Raw genomic sequence first — 15925 nt, 5'->3', positions numbered from 1 at the left:
TCCGGACCCGCCGGCGCGCCGCCCGCGGGCCTTGCTCCTTCACGGCGTCCGCCGCCATCCGTGCAGCACCTCCCGCAGGCCGGCGGCCCGCGGCAGGACCGCGTACGCCCGGTCGAGCAGGTCACCGCGCTCGGCGGCGTCACCCGCCTGGTCCGCGAGTCTCTTCAGCGAGCGGGAGAGCAGCGCGCTCAGAGCCCGCGGTGTGTCCACCGGACCGAACCGGTCACCGGCCGGGAAGCCGGGCCCCCAGCCGTCGGGCGGCCGGCATGCCAAGGCGCTGCCGCGGACCTCGGCGAGCAGCCGGTGCCATGTCCCGCTGCCGGACAGGTGCTCCTCGAGCAGGGCCAGCCGCCGGTCCGCGTCGCCCAACTGGTCCACCGTGGGCCCGGAGGCGTCCAGCCGGCCGGTGAGCACCCGGATCGCGGCGACGCGCGCGGCGTCGTAGTGCCGCGAGGTGGTCGGCACCTCGTCGAGGACCGCGACGGCCCGGGCCCGGTCCCCGCGGCGCAGATGGAGCCGGGCGAGCCCGAACGCCGCGCTGCCCTGCGTGCGGTCCCGCCGCCACACGGCCTCGTAGTAGGCCTCGGTCTGACGTTCCGCGGCCGAGAGGTGCTCCGCGCAGAAACCGAGGGCCAGTTTCGGCGCCGACTCGCCGGGCAGTGAGGCGTAGACGGCGGCGAACTCGCCCTCCGCCCGCTGGACCTGACCGATCGTCAGCCATCGCAGGCCCCGGTGCCAGTAGATCCGCCAGTCGTAGGCACCGCTCTGCCGGCCGGCCCGGTCGAGCCACCGCCCCGCCAGGTCCGTGTCCCCGGCGTCGAGATGGGCACGGCACAGCCACAGCGAGGTCTCCACCGTGTCGAGCGCCGGGTCCTGTTCGGCCCGTTCCGCGATGCGCTCCGGGCTGCCGGACACGAGACCGCCGAGCAGCACCGCGGCCGCGTCGTGCGGGTCGGGAATCGGCACGGGCAGGGCCCGCGCGGTGTCCACGGGATCCGGCGCGCCGACCGGCAGCTCCGGCACCCCGGGGCCGGAGCGCCCGGTCCAGTGGGCCGGCGCGGGGACCGTGCCGAGCGCCGCGCCGAAGACCGCCGCCGTCGGCTCGAACCGGGTGGAGCGTTCCGGGTACGGCTCGTGCCCGCTGAGCGCCCGGTGCTCGCGCAGCACCTCCCACAACTGGCGGGACATCTCGGCGGCGGAACCGAACCGGGCCGCCCACTCGGGGTGGGTGGCGCGTCTGATGAGCGCGTCGAACGAACGGGCGGCCAGCCCGGCGGCCGGCTCGGCGCGGGCGGCGAGGGTCTCCAGCGTCTTGCCGACGGTGTACAGGTCGGTGTCGATGTGGAAGCCGCGCTCGTCGCGTTCCGGCTTCGCCGGCGCGTACCCCGACGTGTAGACGAGGCTGGAGGTGCGGTCGTCGGTCCGCCGGATGGCGCCGAGGTCGATGACCTTGATGTCGCGCCCGTAGTGGATGACGTTGTCGGGCTTCATGTCGCAGTACAGCAGCCCTTGGGCGTGCAGGTACTCCAGGGCGCCGAGGATCTTGCAGCCGTAGGTGATGACGTGGCCGATGCCGAAGGAGCCGCCGAACAGGTGCGCCAGCTCCTCTTCGGGGGCGCGCCGGATCCAGTCGAGCGAGCGGCCGCCCACGTACTCCATCACGAGGTAACCGGTGGGTTCCGTCTCGCCGGGCTCCTGGTGCCGCACGTACGTCACGATGCGCACGATGTCCCGGTGGTGGAGCGTGGTGAGCGAGCGGCGCTCCTCGACGGCCGACCGCCGGGCGACGGCGTCACCGGTGTTGATCAGCCCTTTGAGGACGACGTGCAGGTCCGGCACCCTGGTGTCCTCCGCCAGGTAGACCCAGCCGATGCCGCCCACGTCGAGGTAGCCGAGCACCCGGTAGTGTCCGCCGACCCGGTCGCCGGGCTTCAGCCTCGGTTCGAAGGAGTACTCCCGGCCGCACTGGGGGCAGTAGCCGCGGGTGAGGGCGGGGCCGCCGGCGTAGGCGACGCCGATGGTGCCGGCGCAGTTGTCGACGCCGCAGCGCCGGCCTCCGGTGGGCGGGCTGGCGGTGGCGGGCGCGGCCTCGGACGGATCCGGGGAGGGGACGTACGGCAGGATCAGCAGGCCGTCGTTGTCGAGCGCGTCGGCGGCCGGATCGGCCGGCGGGCGCGCGGGCGCCTCGGGGGCGGCGGCGGGCCGCGCCGGGACCACCCGGGTCCTGCCGGGCGTCCGGCGGTGGCAGGTGTCGCAGAAGCCGGTCACCATGATGACGCCGCCCGCGCAGTCGGGTCTCGGGCACGGCGCCGGTGGGGATGTCATGACGCGGAGGCACCTCCCTGTTCCTGTTCCTGTCCCTGTTTGCGGCCCGGTCCGCCGGAGGTCCCGCGGTCGACGTGGCGGGTGTAGGCCGCAACGGCGGCCTCGGCGGCCCGCACGTCGCACGGCCTGGCCTGCAGCAGCTCGTGCGCGCGGAGCCGGAGGGCGTCCAGGGCCAGGTCCTCCTCCTCGCCCTGCACGGAGTCCAGGTGCAGGACGTGGTAGCCGCGCAGCCTGCCGTCCAGTTCCGCCCGCCGCTCGCGGAGCCGGTCGAGGGTGCCGATGGCCGTGGCCATCCGCGCGGCGACCCGGTCGGCGAGCCGCTCGTACCGGACCAGGTCCTGGTGCGGTACGGCGTCGCCGTCCTGCGCGCGCCTGAGCGCCGCCAGTGCGGCATGGGCCCTCACCAGGTCCGCGTCGGCGGGCCGGACGCCCTCGTCCCGTACGGCCGCCATGCGCCGGCGCAGGGTCCGTGCCAGGGGGCCGGTGATCTGTTCCAGCCGCTCGACGAGACGCGCGCGGCGTTCCCGTTCCGGTTCGACGACCAGTTCGTGCCGGGCCCGGTGGTAGGTCGCGTCGGCGGTGCGGAAGACCAGCAGCAGGCGGCTGCCCTTGGCCCGCAGCGTCTTGAGGAGGTCCAGGAGGGCCGGCGGGTCGGCGGCCTCGTCGACTCCGACGACGACCAGGGTGAGGGTGACGTCCGCGGCCCTGATGCGATCGGCCACCGGGTCGGCCGGATGCTGCCAGAGCCCCATGCGCTCGGCGATCCGCTCCCCGATCCGGGCCGAGGTGAGCCCCGCCGCGTCCACCGCCAGGTCGTGACCGCCGGCCGACGGGACGGTGCCGGGCGGGTCGAGGGAAGCCCGGTTCACCGAGGCCGCGGTGCGCAACTCCCGGTCGGCCAGGGTGATGGCGCGGCGCAGGGTGGCGGCCCGCACCGCGTCGCCGGCCGGCACGAGGCTGATCTTCACCTGCTGTCCGTCGTTCTGGAGCCAGTCGGCGAGGCGCTGGGCGAACGGCTCGTCGAGCAGGGCCTCCGCCGCGTCCTTGCGCGTGGACCTGAGCCGGTCGTCGACGGCCGTCCTTCCCCGGGTCCACCGGTCGGTCTGGGGCAGGTGCCGGACGATGGTCTCGGCCGGGCTCATGAAGGAGAACAGGTTCCCGTGCCGGTCGCCGATCCCGCTGAGGAGCATCCCGATGACCTTTCCGGTCAGGGTGTCCATCACGCCCGAGCCGCTGCATCCCGGACTGGCGAGCTCGCCGGGGCTGGTCGGACTGAGCTGGACCTGCCCGTCGCGGCCGCAACCGCCGACGATGCTGGCCCGGAACCAGATGCCGCCGTTGTGGTCGTAGGGGAAGCCGTACATCTGCACCGCGCGGTCGGGCGCGGAGAGCCGGTACAGCGGTGTCGTCTCGCCGGGGGACCTCGGACGCTCCAGCCGCAGCAGCGCCACGTCACCGCTGGGATCCCCGTCGGCGTCCCGGGTGTTCGGCACGTACGCGTCCCCGTCGACCCACGCCGTCACCGAGGGCACGGCGCGGCCGGGCGCCGCTCCGACGAACTCCGCGGTGTACCGCGCCCTCCTGTCCTCGACCACGTGCGCACAGGTGAGGACCCGGTCCGGGCTCAGCAGGATGCCGGCGCCCGCGATCCTCCCGTCCGCCCGCCGGATGCGCACCGCCCAGCAAGGCGTCTCAAGTGACGAACCATCATCGACACCCCCGTCGGCCGCCATACCACGACTATACGAGCGCTCGGTCCTGTCGCATACTGGGGTGACACGAGATCAACGAGCTTATGGGGGTGGCGAGTTGACGGACGGGCCGGGATTCGTGGGGCTGACCGAGGTGATTCGCCAGATCCGGGGCGAACTGGAGCGGGCCCGCGACGAGGCGCAGGGCCGGGCCCTGGGATTCACCGTGGAGAAGGTGAGCCTGACGTTCACCGTGCAGGTACACCACTCCGGAACGGGCCGCGGCGGAGTGCGCATCGGCGTGGTGACGGCCGAACTCGGCGGATCGGTAGACCGTCAGACGACCCATCAGGTCCAGGTCGAGCTGAAGCCCGAGACCAGCACGGGAGGACGGGTCTCGGTCAGCCGCGACGGGGACCGGGCGGCGTCGGAGCGGAACGACGGAGGCGCCCGCTGACCACCTCGGCGGGGGCACCTCGCCGACGGCCCGCTTGAAGTCGGGGCGGTCGACGACCGGTTCGTGGCCGCAGGCGGCCGCGTGCCGCAGGCTGTCGCGCAGTCGCGTGAGCCGGCCGATCCGCTCGTCGAGGTCGCGGGTCCTGGCCGCCGTGCCCGTGCGCAGATCCGCGTCGGACGGCCGCGCCACGAGGAACCGGCCGATCCCGGCCACCGAGAAGCCGGCGCCGCGCGCGCACACGATCAGCGCCAGGCGCTCCAGCGCGTCCGGGTGGTGGGCACGGCGCAGGCCGTCGCGTCCCCCGCCGGCGATCAGGCCCTTCTTCTCGTGGAACCGCGACGCCGGGGGCGCCGACCCGGTCCGCCCCGCGACCTCGGCGGCGTCCGGCAGCGAATCGGTCACCGGCTCCTCCTCGACCCGAATCGCGGTTCACGCCGCGGCCCGGTCCTCGTGGAGACCCGTCACCTCGACCGCGGCTCCGTGCGCACCATCGAGACCACCTGCGACGGCGGGCCCGGCGAGCAGTGGTCCGGCTTCGCCGCACCGCGGGCGAGGTGGCTGCCGCCGCGGATCCGGCTCGTGCCCCTCGGCGGTCGCACCGCCGCACGCGCGGGAGTCGCCGTCCCCGACGGCGACCGACGGCTCCCGCACCGCGGCGACGCCTGCTCCTGCCACCGTGAGAGCGAGGACCTGAAGGAACCCCACCCACTGCCGGACCTCGTCCGGACGGGCTCGCAGGTGCACCGGGGCCTGCGAATCGGAACCCGGGCCCGGCCGCGCGAACCGGTCCGTGACCACGGTGGCCGGGGCGGGGTCTTCTCCGCCCCCGACCCCCGACCCCCGGCAGCCGGCCCGCCGACAGGGCGGGTGACGCCGGCGCCGGCCCGATGTCCGGGCAACCGGCTTCACGGCACGGCGAGTTCAGCGGCTCCGCACCCGTGGGGCCGCACCCGTCGGGCCACCCTCCGGACGAGAGGCCGGACGTGGCGCCGGTGGAGCGGAGGACTTTGACCGCATCGATGACAAAGTATGGACATGACAAGCGGAAGTCCCTTAGCTTTGCGGCGGAACCCGCAGCCCCTACCGCGGTAGACCGGAGCGACATCCGGCACGGTCCGGTCCCCAGTTCAGGAGGACCAATGCGCCAACGCCTGTTCCCCCGGGCCCGAAGACTCCTCATTCCGCTGCTGACGTCGGCCGTCCTCGCCGGCGGCGCCCTGGGCGTCCCGACCGCCGCCGCCGCGCCCGCCGACATCCCGCAGCAGGAGCCCGGAGTCACGCTCCGCGTGTACGACGTGCAGACCCCGCTGAACGAGATCTGCACCCTCAAACCGGGGCAGACCCCCAACCACGACAAGCTCATGCCGACGATCGACTGGTCCACGACCGCCGACTTCGGAGGCTTCGACGACCACTTCGTCACGGAGGCCACCGGCTACCTGGTCGCCCCGCGCGAGGGGTCGTACACGTTCCGGCTCACCAGCGACGACGGCTCACGGCTGGCCCTCGACGACGCCACCGTGATCGACCACGACGGACTCCACGGCGCCGAACCCAAGGACGGCACCGTCCACCTCACCGCCGGGCCGCACCCCCTGCGGATCGACCACTTCGAGCGGGACGGCGGGCAGCAGCTGCGGCTCGCCTGGAAACCGCCGGGCGCCGACGACTTCACCGTCGTACCGCCCGAGGCGCTGAGCACCGACGCCGGTGTCGTCCGCGTGACGGCACCGGGACGCAAGGAGTGCGAGGCGAGCGGCGACTCCCCGGGCGACGGCCTGCCGCTCACCTCGGTGCGGCCGGACCTCACACTGACCGACCTGCGCCCCGAGGGTTTCCAGCCGCAGGTCAGCGGCATGGACTGGCTGCCCGACGGGCGCCTGGCCATCAGCACGTGGGGCGGCAGCGGCAACGCCGCCGGAGAGGTGTACCTGCTCGACCACGTCACCGGCGCGACGAGCCGCGACAAGGTCACCGTGAAGAAGGTGGCGAGCGGGCTGCGCGAGCCCATGGGCATCAAGTACGCCGAGGGCGCGCTGTACGTCTCGCAGAAGCACGAACTGACCCGGCTGGTCGACCGGGACGGCGACGAGGTGACCGACGAGTACCGTACGGTCGCCACCTGGCCGTACGGGGGGAACTTCCACGAGTTCGCGTTCGGTCTGCTGTACCGCGACGGCTTCTTCTACGTCAACCTCTCCGTCGCCATCGACCTCGGCGGCGCGACCACCACCCCGCAGCCGGCGCCCGGCCGCGGAACCACGTACAAGGTGAACGCCAGGACGGGCCGGACCAGCCCCGTCGCGGGCGGGCTGCGCACCCCCAACGGGATCGGATGGGGCCCGGGCGGGGGCCTGTTCGCCACCGACAACCAGGGCGGATGGCTGCCCTCGTCGAAGCTGGTCCAGATCGGGCAGGACCGCTTCTTCAACCACCACACCGAGCCCGTCGGCCCCTTCGAGGATTCCCCCGTCACCCAGCCGGTGCTGTGGCTGCCGCAGAACGAGATCGCCAACTCCCCTTCCACACCCCTGTACGTGACCAAGGGTCCGTTCGCCGGGCAGATGCTCATCGGCGACGTCACCTACGGAGGCCTGCAGCGGGCCTACCTGGAGAAGGTCAAGGGCGCCTACCAGGGCGCCGTCTTCCGCTACACGCAGGGCCTGGAGGCCGGGGTCAACCGCATCACCACGGGCCCCGACGGAGCGGTCTACGCCGGCGGCCTGGGCGCCGACGGCAACTGGGGCCAGGAGGGCAAACTCAGGTTCGGCCTGCAGAAACTGACCCCCAACGGCGGCAACACCTTCGACATCCGCACCATGCGGGCCGTACCGGGCGGCTTCGACCTGACGTACACCCAGCCGCTGTCCGCCGAGACCGCCGCGGACCTCGCCGCCCGCTACCGGGCCGAGCAGTGGCGCTACACGCCGACGGCCGACTACGGCGGGCCGAAGATCGCCGAACGACGCCTGTCCGTACGCTCGGCGACCCTCTCGCGCGACGGCCGCACCGTCCGGCTGCTGCTGGACGGCCTCAAGCCCGGCCACGTGGTGCACGTGCGCTCCCCGCGCCCCTTCGCCTCCGCCTCCGGTGAGACGCTGTGGAGCACCGAAGCCTGGTACACGCTCAACGCGATGCCCGGGGCGCAGCCCCCTCCCGCCACCCTGTACGAGGCCGAGGAGGCCCGGCTCACCGGCAGGGCGGGCATCAACACCGACCACGCCGGCTACTCCGGCAGCGGCTTCGTCGACCGTTACGCCACCGAGGGCGAGGTGGCCACGACGTTCGACGTCACGGTCCCGAAGGCCGGCACCTACGACGTGAACCTGCGCTACTCCAACGGCCCGAACCCCTTCCAGGGCACCAAGACCCTCTCGCTGTACGCCAACGGGGAGAAGGTGCGGCAGACGCCACTGCCCTCCACCGGGGACTGGGACACCTGGTCCACCCGGACCGAGCCCCTGACCCTGAGAGCCGGATCCAACACCGTCTCCTACCGGTACGACCCCGGCGACACCGGACACGTCAACCTCGACCTCATCACCGTGCACCCCCAGGGCGCCGCCGTCACCCTCTTCGACGGCACCGCCGCCTCGCAGGACCGGTGGCAGCACACGGACGGGCGGCAAACGGCCTGGCCGCTCGCCGGGGAGGCGTCGATGGAGGTGTGCTGCGGCGACATCCGGACCAAGGACGCCTACCAGGACTTCGCCCTGCACCTGGAGTTCCGCGTCCCGCTCCTGCCCCCGGACGTGACCGGCCAGGACCGCGGCAACAGCGGCGTCTTCCTCCAGGACCGGTACGAACTGCAGATCCTCGACTCCTTCGGGGACACCTCCCCGGACAGCAACGAGGCCGGGGCGATCTACCTGAAGAAGCCACCCGACACCAACGCGGCGACCGCGCCGGAGACCTGGCAGACGTACGACATCGTCTTCCGCGCCGCCCGCCACGACGCCGAGGGCCGCAAGACCGCCGACGCCCGGGTGACGGTGGTGTGGAACGGCACGAAGGTGCACGACGACATCACCCTCGACGGCCCCACCGCCTCGGGCCGGCCGGAGACCGCCGCGGCGGGAGCGATCCGGTTGCAGGACCACGGCAACAAGGTCCGGTTCCGCAACATCCGCATCCAGCCGCTGACCTGACCCGACGCCGGTCCCCGGCACCACCGCGGTCGGCGACGGCGGGAACCGCCGCCGACCGCGGTCGCCGGGGACCGGGAACGGGGGATGCGGCATCGCCGGTGCGCCGGCGCACCGGACTGACGGGCAGGCGCCGTCACCGGAGCGGCCGCCGGCCGCCTCGTCCGGCCGGTGGAGTTCCGGCTCCGGCCACGCGAGAATGCGGGTCTGCCGCAGGCCGTGTCCGGCGGGCCGTCGTACCGCGGCCCGGCGGTGGCCGCTTTCCTCCCGCTCCATGAAGACGAGGCCCCGATGACCACTCCCCGCCGTCCCCTCGCCGCTCGCGCGGCCGCGTTCCGCGAGATGGCCGACCCGACCCGCATCGGCCGGCGCTCGGTACGCCGGCGTGCGGAGGGGATGACCGCGGTGGAAGTCGCGCGAGCCCTCGAGGACGCCCGGTTCCTCGCCCGCCAGGAGTCCGGGCACGAGCCCGTGGCCGACGACGAGCGCGGCCGGGCGGAGCTGGCGGAGTGGGAACGCCTCGAGCGGCTGCTCGCCGCCGCCGCCCCGAACGCCGTGTACGACCCGGCCTGCGACGACGTCGTCCGGGCGGAACTCGCCGCCGGCGCCGCATCCTCGACCGCCCGCGATGCGGCGTCGCGGGAAACCGCCCGGAGCGCGGGTGACGCCGACGGACTTCGAGAGCCGAGCGAAGACGGCACGCCGGAGCGGACCGAGGAGACCCCGCGAGGGCGACACGGCCGCCCCTGACCGGCCTGCCCGCCCACGCCGCGCCCGGCGGCCACCGGCACCCCGTGGCGGGAGGGCGCTCGTCCTCTCCCGGGCGTGCCGGGCGCCGCCGGAGCCGCGCGCACCGGGACACGGCAGGGACCCCTCACCGCAGGCTGTAGAAGTGCAGGGGCGAGTTCGGTTCGAAGCCGATGCGCGGGTACACGGGAGCGCCGGCGACGGTCGCGTGCAGGGTGGCGCGGGTCAGTCCGGTGGCCCGGCCGCCTTCGTGGAGCGCCTTGCGCGTCACGGCCTCCCCGTAGCCCCTGCGCTCCCACCGCGGGTCCGTCGCGACGAGGATCACGAAGAGGCGGCCGTCGGCCTCCACCGCCCCGGCGCACGTGACCGGGACGTCGCCGCGCAGCCCCAGGTACGCGTGCACCTTCTCCTTCCACAGCACGGAGCCGGCGAGCCCGTCGCGGCCGTGTGCCAGGGGGAAGCCGTAGGCACGCGAGTTGAGGTCCGCGTAGGAGCGCAGTTGTTCGTCGGTGCGGACACGGACGAACGTGAGTTCCGGATGGGCCGGCTCGGGAAGGGGGAGCAGGTCCGCGGCCATGCCGGTGCCGGGGAAGGCGTGCACGAGTCCCGCCCGCTCGGCCGCGGCCGCGAGGTCCGCGCGCGCCCCGGCGTCGACGAGGTCCTCGAAGAGCCACAGAAAGCCCGGGTGCTCCTTCGAGCGCATGATGTCCGCCGCCTCCGCCAGACGCCGTTCCAGGAGCGCGGCACCGACCCCCACCTCGGTCAACGTGACGCAGTTCCAGAACGCGAAGCGGCAGTCGGCCCAGCGGACGGCGATCCCCGGAAGATCCCGCACGTCGGCGTCCGCGTCCCGGTCGAGCACCATGGCCCGCCAGACAATGGCGAGTTGCTCCATCGATTCGACAGAGGCAGCAGCGCGAAGCGTCACCTTGGCTCCTTCGGTCGTCGAGTGTTCCGCACACCCTCACACGGGACAACGACCGCGACCCGCCCGCCGGAACGGGCCGGGCGTCCCGGCAAAGCCGCGCCGGGACATCCCTCGGCTCCTCGGACGTCCGCCACCGGCCGGCCCTCCGCCCGCGCACCGGCCGCCCCGCCGCCCGCCCGGCGGCGGGGGTCAGCGCCGGCCGCGGGCCTCCTGCGCCCACTTCCCGACGACGGGCACACAGGCGTCGGCGAAGTACTCGTAGTCGCCCGGAGTGTTGTAGACGTGGGCGGACAGGCGCAGGTAACCGGTTCCCCCGAAGCTGGTGAAGGCGGCCTCGACGCCCAGCTCCGCGGCCGCCCGGTCGCGCAGGGCGTCGGCCTCGACCCGGCTGGTTCCCAGCCCCTCCGGCAGCCGGACCAGACGCATCCCCGGCACGGGCATCCCGACGTCGACCGGCCCCGCCGGGCCGCCCGACGCCTCGAACGCGTCCGCCACCACCCGGGCGCCGTACTCCGCCAGCTCGTCCATGTACCGGCGGGCGGCGTCCCAGCCCCAGGTGCCGTCGATGAAGTCCAGTGCCGCCGGAGCCGCGAGGCAGCCGGTCGCGTCGAGCGTGCCCTGCTGGTCGAAACGGTCCGGGAAGGGTTCGGCGGCGCTCCAGGAGTCGATCAGCGGACGCAGTTCCCCGCGCAGCGGACCGCGGGCCACGAGAGCGGCGGTGCCCCGCGGCGCGCACCCCCACTTGTGGAGGTTGCCGACCCAGACGTCGCAGACCAGGCCCTCCAGCGGCGCGGCCAGCAGGCCGGGGGCGTGCGCGCCGTCCACGAGCAGCGGGATGCCGCGCCGGGCCGCCTCCTCGCCGACACGGCCGGCCGGCAACAGCCGTGCCGTGGCCGAGGTGATCTGGTCCAGGACGATGAGCGCGACCCGCTCGTCCACCTCCGACAGCACCGCCGCGCACGCCTGCCCGGCGTCGGCGTCGAGCGGTACGCGGGCGGTGCGCACCCGTCCGCCCCAGCGCCGGGCGAGCCGCGCGGCGCCCATGGTGACGGCGCCGTAGCCGTGGTCGGTGACCACGACGTCGCCGCCCGGACGCGCGGTGAGCGCGGCGTACACGACGCTCGCGCCGGCGCTCGCGTTGGGCACGACCGCCAGGTCCCGCGCCGGTACCCGCAGGTGGCCGGCGAGCGCTGTCCGGGCGGCGGCGATCCGGCCGGGCAGCCGCGGGAACCAGACGACCGGGGCCCGCTCCATCTCGTCCCGCAGCGCGCTCTGCCGCTCCTGCGCCACGCGGGGGACCGCCCCGAACGAGCCGTGGTTGAGGTGCCGCATCCCGGGATCGAGGGTCCAGGCCGACGCGGCGTCCCGGCCGTCGGCCAGCAGCAGGGGACGGGGCGGGGCGGGTGCGCGGGTCTCGGTCACGTGGATCCTGACGTCGGCTGCCGGACGGCCGTACGGCCGGGACGCGCGTCACGATACCCACGCCTCGCGGTCGTACGGCGGTGGGGGAGACGGTGGTCCCAGGCCCCGCCGGAGCGCCGGGGGCGCCGACGAGGCCGCGGCGGGAGGGGCCTGCGGCGCCGCGGGCAGGTTTTTGGGCGGGTATTACACCCGCGCGGACAGGCCGCTGCCGGCGGAGTACGACCACCCCGGCACCGTCCGCCGCCTCGCGGCGCTCGACGAGACCGCCGCCGAGACCGGCACGAACCGCAACCGGGTGGTGCCGGCGTGGCTGGCCGGAGGGAACCCGGCCGCCACGCCGGTCGTCGGCGTCAGCACGGTCGAGCAACTGGACGAGGCGATCGCGGGGGTGTCCTGCGAGCTGACCGCCGAGCAGCGCGAACGCCCGGACTCCGCCGTGCGAGCCGTGCCCACCCGCGCATCGGGCCCGGGTGCGCGGCGGCCCCGGGCGGCCCGGCGCCACGAGGCTGCCGCAGGCCGGTCCGTCAGGGGGCCGTGACGGGACCGTGGAGTGCCGGCCCGGTGGCGCGGGCGTCCGGCCCGGTGGTGTGCCGGCTCGGCGGTGTGGGTGTCCGGCCCGGTGGTGTGCCGCGCGGACGGGACCGGCCGCAGTGCGGCGAAGGCCGCGGCGAGGTGACGACGGCGATGCCGGACCGCCGGTGACCACGCGGTGACGCGGCCGACCGCTCGGGCCGGACAGCGGGCTCCACCGCGGGGCTCCACCGCGGGGCTCCACCGCCGGGATCCGGCGCGCTCCGCCGGGCTCCCGGACGGTCTCGGGGACGAACCACGCCGTCGGCGACGGTGTCGGGCCGGTGACCGGTGACCGGTGACTGGTGACCGGTGGCCGACAGGCGACCTTGCGGACGCTCACCGGGCCACTGGTGATTCAGCCGATGGCGCCCGCGTCCCTCCCCATGACTCTGGTCGGGTCAGGCACCCACAACCCCGCACCCCTGTCAGGAGACCCCATGCGTCGTCGTTCCCCACATCGGCTTCTCGGCGTTCTCGCCGCCGCCACGGCCGCACTCACCCTGTTCTCCTCGGCCTCGACGGCCGGCGCCGCCGATTCCGCGACCGCGGCGGCCCGCACCGCCGTCGTGGCGCAGTCGTCGGACACGACCGCCGGAGTGCTGTCGACCAGCACGCCCGTCGTCTTCGTGCACGGATACACCGGCGACGCGTCCAACTGGGTCACCGCCATGAGCGTCTTCCGGCTCAACGGCTGGGCCGGCTCCAACCTCTTCGCCTACGAGTACGACTCCTACGGCAACAACATCACCAACGCCCAGGGCCTCGCCGCCTTCGTCAACAACGTGAAGGCGCGGACCGGAGCGAGCAAGGTCGCGATCGTCAACCACTCGATGGGCGGCCTGGTCAGCCAGTACTACCTGAAGGTGCTGGGCGGCAACACCAGCGTCAGCCACCTCGCCTCGATCGCCGGCGCCAACCACGGGACCACGTTCGCCGGCGCCTGCCTGATCTACACGACGTGCCAGCAGATGTACCCGGGCTCCTCGTTCATCTCCCAGATCACCTCGGGCGACGAGACGCCGGGCACCACCAGGTACGCCACGTGGTACTCGGCGTGCGACGGCATCATCCTGCCGTACACCAGCACCCGGCTGGACGGCGCGGCCAACAACAACGTGCTCTGCACGACCCACATCGGGTTCCTCGCGGACACGAGTGTGCTCGGCCAGATCGCCCGCTTCGTCGCGTCCTGACGCACCGAGCGACCGAGCCCCCGTTCGTCGACGGCCGCTCGTGAAGCGGACCGCGCTCGACACGCCCGTCCCCGGCACCCGCCGGGGACGAGGCGTTCGCGGGTGTCCTCCCGGCCCGGTGACCGACCGGCTCGGCGAGTGACCGGCTCGGCGAGTGACCGGCTCGGTGGCCGACCCGGAAGCCTTCGCGGAGCGCCACGAAGCCCTCGGGCGGACCCGCGCGAAACCCCTGGGTGGACGGGCCGTTGACGCCGTAGTCTGCGCGGATGACTACCGTCTCCGTGGACCGTCTCGCGCGTGCGTACACCCCCGTCGGCGACCTGATCGCCGGGATCCGCCCCGAGCAGTGGGAGGCACCGACGCCGTGCACCGAATGGAACGTGCGCGACGTGGTCCGCCATCTGGTCGGCATGGACCTGGTGTTCGCCGCCATGATCGAGGGCGGCCCGATGCCCGAGCGAGGGGCGGACCCCCTCGGTGACGACCCCGTGGCGGCCTACCGGGCCTCCGGTGCCGCCCTGCGGGCCGCCTTCGCCGGGAACGGAGTGCTCGAGCGCGGTTTCCACGGTCCCCTGGGGAGTGCCACCGGCGCGGAGCGCCTGCAGATCCGCCTGTACGACCTGCTCGCTCACGGATGGGACCTCGCCCAGGCCACCGGGATCCCGGCCCGGCTGCCCGAAGACCTGGCGGAGGAGTCCCTGGCGTTCGCCCGGGACCGGCTCCCCTCCTCGTCGCGAACGGGTCGTTTCGCCGAGCCGCAACCCGTCGCGGAGACGGCTCCGGCCATCGACCGGCTCGCCGCGTTCCTGGGCCGGCCGGTGCCCTGGCGGCGCTGAGAGCGGCAGCCGGTCGGCGTGCGGGTCAAGTCCCGTCCGTGTTCGGGTCGTTGACACTGTACGCCCCGACGGTCGCCGGTTCCGCGCGAGGCGAGGGCCCGTCCGGCGCCGTCGCCGCCGCGCGTGAGCGTGCCGAGGCGACGCCGACGGAGCACGGCGAAGACCTCGGCGTCGTCCTCATGGGCGGCGGTGCCACGCACACCCGCCCGGGGCGCCCCGTGCCCGGACAGCGCGTCAGCGTGCGTGGGTCGCGGCGCGCGGGCGGCAGCGTACGGCGAGGGCCGCGACGTCGTCATCGAGTCTGCCGCCGCCGTAGCGGAGCAGGTCCGCGTGCAGCTCGTCCAGCAGCTCACGGGGCGGGGCCGCGTCGTGCCGGCCCACCCAGTCCGGCAGCGGGAAGAACTCGCCGGCGCGGTCCCGGGTTTCCGTGACCCCGTCGGTGTAGAGCAGCATCTGATCGCCGGGGGAGAAGGGCGCGGTGTCGACGTGATAGTGGTCCCCGAGGAGTCCCGAGAGATTGAGGGGCGTGGAGGGGCGGGTGGGCTCGAGGACGTCGATCCGCCCGCCGCGTACGAACACCGGTGGTGGATGCCCGCAGTTGAGGATCTTGACGTGCCCGCCGTCGTTCGGGATCTCGGCGATCAGCGCGGTGGCGAAGTGCTCCGGCTCGTCGTCGGCGGGGATCGCGGCGCTGTAGCGGGACATGGTGATCTGCAGGCGGCGCACCAGGCCCCTCAGGTCGGGCTGGTCGTGGGCGTTCTCCCGGAAGCAGTTGATCACCGCCGCGGCCGCCCCCACCGCTGACAGGCCCTTGCCGCGCACGTCGCCGATGAGCAGGCGGACCCCGTACGGAGTGTCGGCGACCTCGTAGAAGTCGCCCCCGATCCGGGCCTGTTCCTGGGCCGCCCGGTACAGCGACTCGATCTCGATGTCGTGGAGGCGGTGCGGCAGCGGGCGCAGCAGCACCTTCTGCGCCGCGTCGGCGACGAGCCGGACCTGGAAGAGCGTCTCCTCCCGCTGGAGTCGCAGATGACTCGCGTAGGCGGCGGCGAGGGTGACGGCGGCGATCGCGGCAACCGTGTACGGCGTCCCCAGATCGGAGTGGACGAAGCTGAGGCCGATCATGATCAGAAGGCATGAAGCCCCCAGCAGGACCGTCGGGAGAACCGGCCACACCGCTGCCGCGAGGGCGGGCGCCGCGGGCAGGAGGCGGCTGAAGGCGATCTCCCGGGGAGTGGAGAACGCCAGACCGGCGATCAGGACGGTGACGAGGACCGGGGACAGCAGCACGGCCTGCCGTTGCCCGCCGTGGGGAGGACGGTGGCGGCGTCCGGGCCGTACTGATCTGATCATGAATTCGATCATATCGGGACGAGCTGGGCGGGTATCGGTCCGCCACTCGTCCGCCGCTCCCGCGCGCCCGGCCGGACGCGGTGGTCGGCAAGAAGCGGTGGCCGCGGTGGTCGGCGGGGCGCGGTGGAAATTTCTGTGAGCCATCCCGCGGAAATTTCGAGGAATGGTCGGCGTGGTCGGGGGTAGGCGCGCCCTTGCGGGGAAGACGGGCCGGCGAGTGCTGGGCCGGTGACGCAGTGGACGATTGGGAGGGGC

General features: G+C 74.1%; 11 protein-coding genes and 1 pseudogene. 6 read left to right on the top strand and 6 right to left on the bottom strand.

Annotated elements, in window-relative coordinates; translation table 11 throughout:
• Positions 1-39: 39 nt before the first annotated feature.
• Positions 40-2325 (bottom strand): tetratricopeptide repeat protein, encoded by a 2286-nt coding sequence (locus tag ACGFQC_RS27240; RefSeq protein ID WP_363093024.1) that lies wholly within the window; start codon positions 2323-2325, stop codon positions 40-42.
• Positions 2322-4058: a serine protease gene (locus ACGFQC_RS27235; protein ID WP_363093025.1), complete on the bottom strand. Its 1737-nt coding sequence runs from the start codon at positions 4056-4058 to the stop codon at positions 2322-2324. Before ACGFQC_RS27235 ends, ACGFQC_RS27240 begins: the two co-directional genes overlap by 4 nt.
• Between ACGFQC_RS27235 and ACGFQC_RS27230 the strand changes: the two genes are divergently transcribed.
• Positions 3958-4473, top strand: a complete 516-nt coding sequence (locus ACGFQC_RS27230) for a trypco2 family protein (RefSeq protein WP_393288851.1) — start codon at positions 3958-3960, stop codon at positions 4471-4473. The two genes, ACGFQC_RS27235 and ACGFQC_RS27230, sit on opposite strands and share 101 nt — an antisense overlap.
• Positions 4474-4566: 93 nt before the next feature.
• Here ACGFQC_RS27230 and ACGFQC_RS27225 read toward each other — a convergent pair.
• A pseudogene (locus tag ACGFQC_RS27225) lies at positions 4567-4875 on the bottom strand (MerR family DNA-binding protein); the annotation flags it as partial.
• A gap of 737 nt (positions 4876-5612) precedes the next feature.
• On the opposite strand from ACGFQC_RS27225, the gene ACGFQC_RS27220 reads away from it, so the two are divergent.
• Both ACGFQC_RS27220 and ACGFQC_RS27215 read left to right on the top strand, forming a co-directional pair.
• On the top strand, positions 5613-8621 hold the full coding sequence (locus tag ACGFQC_RS27220; protein ID WP_363093026.1) for a family 16 glycoside hydrolase: 3009 nt from the start codon (positions 5613-5615) through the stop codon (positions 8619-8621).
• A 288-nt stretch (positions 8622-8909) separates the two neighbouring features.
• Complete coding sequence (locus ACGFQC_RS27215) at positions 8910-9368, top strand: hypothetical protein (protein WP_363093027.1); 459 nt, start codon at positions 8910-8912, stop codon at positions 9366-9368.
• A gap of 124 nt (positions 9369-9492) precedes the next feature.
• On the opposite strand, the gene ACGFQC_RS27210 is transcribed toward ACGFQC_RS27215, so the two are convergent.
• On the bottom strand, positions 9493-10260 hold the full coding sequence (locus ACGFQC_RS27210; protein WP_363093033.1) for a GNAT family N-acetyltransferase: 768 nt from the start codon (positions 10258-10260) through the stop codon (positions 9493-9495).
• A gap of 222 nt (positions 10261-10482) precedes the next feature.
• Positions 10483-11715: an aminotransferase class V-fold PLP-dependent enzyme gene (locus ACGFQC_RS27205; RefSeq protein ID WP_393288800.1), complete on the bottom strand. Its 1233-nt coding sequence runs from the start codon at positions 11713-11715 to the stop codon at positions 10483-10485.
• A gap of 172 nt (positions 11716-11887) precedes the next feature.
• Between ACGFQC_RS27205 and ACGFQC_RS27200 the strand changes: the two genes are divergently transcribed.
• From ACGFQC_RS27200 to ACGFQC_RS27190, 3 genes are all read left to right on the top strand, one after another.
• Positions 11888-12253, top strand: coding sequence for a hypothetical protein (locus ACGFQC_RS27200; protein WP_363093028.1), 366 nt, complete (start codon positions 11888-11890; stop codon positions 12251-12253).
• 472 nt (positions 12254-12725) lie between these two features.
• On the top strand, positions 12726-13481 hold the full coding sequence (locus ACGFQC_RS27195; protein ID WP_363093029.1) for an alpha/beta fold hydrolase: 756 nt from the start codon (positions 12726-12728) through the stop codon (positions 13479-13481).
• A 266-nt stretch (positions 13482-13747) separates the two neighbouring features.
• Positions 13748-14317 carry a TIGR03086 family metal-binding protein gene (locus ACGFQC_RS27190; RefSeq protein ID WP_363093030.1) on the top strand — a complete coding sequence of 190 codons (570 nt, stop codon included), beginning with the start codon at positions 13748-13750 and terminating at the stop codon, positions 14315-14317.
• A 234-nt stretch (positions 14318-14551) separates the two neighbouring features.
• Here the strand turns inward: ACGFQC_RS27190 and ACGFQC_RS27185 are convergent, their stop codons facing one another.
• Positions 14552-15670, bottom strand: coding sequence for a PP2C family protein-serine/threonine phosphatase (locus ACGFQC_RS27185; RefSeq protein WP_363093031.1), 1119 nt, complete (start codon positions 15668-15670; stop codon positions 14552-14554).
• Positions 15671-15925: the final 255 nt, after the last annotated feature.

It is taken from the genome of Streptomyces sp. NPDC048734 (genome assembly GCF_043198675.1).
Taxonomy (GTDB): domain Bacteria; phylum Actinomycetota; class Actinomycetes; order Streptomycetales; family Streptomycetaceae; genus Streptomyces.
Note: the sequence above shows the minus strand (reverse complement) of the source record. Positions and strands in the feature narration are given on the sequence as shown.

Excerpts from the sequence above, each read along its gene's own strand:
- ACGFQC_RS27240 (WP_363093024.1), bottom strand. The coding sequence starts at position 2,325 with ATGACATCCCCACCGGCGCCGTGCCCGAGACCCGACTGCGCGGGCGGC.
- ACGFQC_RS27230 (WP_393288851.1), top strand. The coding sequence starts at position 3,958 with ATGCCGGCGCCCGCGATCCTCCCGTCCGCCCGCCGGATGCGCACCGCC.
- ACGFQC_RS27235 (WP_363093025.1), bottom strand. The coding sequence starts at position 4,058 with ATGGCGGCCGACGGGGGTGTCGATGATGGTTCGTCACTTGAGACGCCT.
- ACGFQC_RS27220 (WP_363093026.1), top strand. The coding sequence starts at position 5,613 with ATGCGCCAACGCCTGTTCCCCCGGGCCCGAAGACTCCTCATTCCGCTG.
- ACGFQC_RS27215 (WP_363093027.1), top strand. The coding sequence starts at position 8,910 with ATGACCACTCCCCGCCGTCCCCTCGCCGCTCGCGCGGCCGCGTTCCGC.
- ACGFQC_RS27210 (WP_363093033.1), bottom strand. The coding sequence starts at position 10,260 with ATGGAGCAACTCGCCATTGTCTGGCGGGCCATGGTGCTCGACCGGGAC.
- ACGFQC_RS27195 (WP_363093029.1), top strand. The coding sequence starts at position 12,726 with ATGCGTCGTCGTTCCCCACATCGGCTTCTCGGCGTTCTCGCCGCCGCC.
- ACGFQC_RS27190 (WP_363093030.1), top strand. The coding sequence starts at position 13,748 with ATGACTACCGTCTCCGTGGACCGTCTCGCGCGTGCGTACACCCCCGTC.
- ACGFQC_RS27185 (WP_363093031.1), bottom strand. The coding sequence starts at position 15,670 with ATGATCAGATCAGTACGGCCCGGACGCCGCCACCGTCCTCCCCACGGC.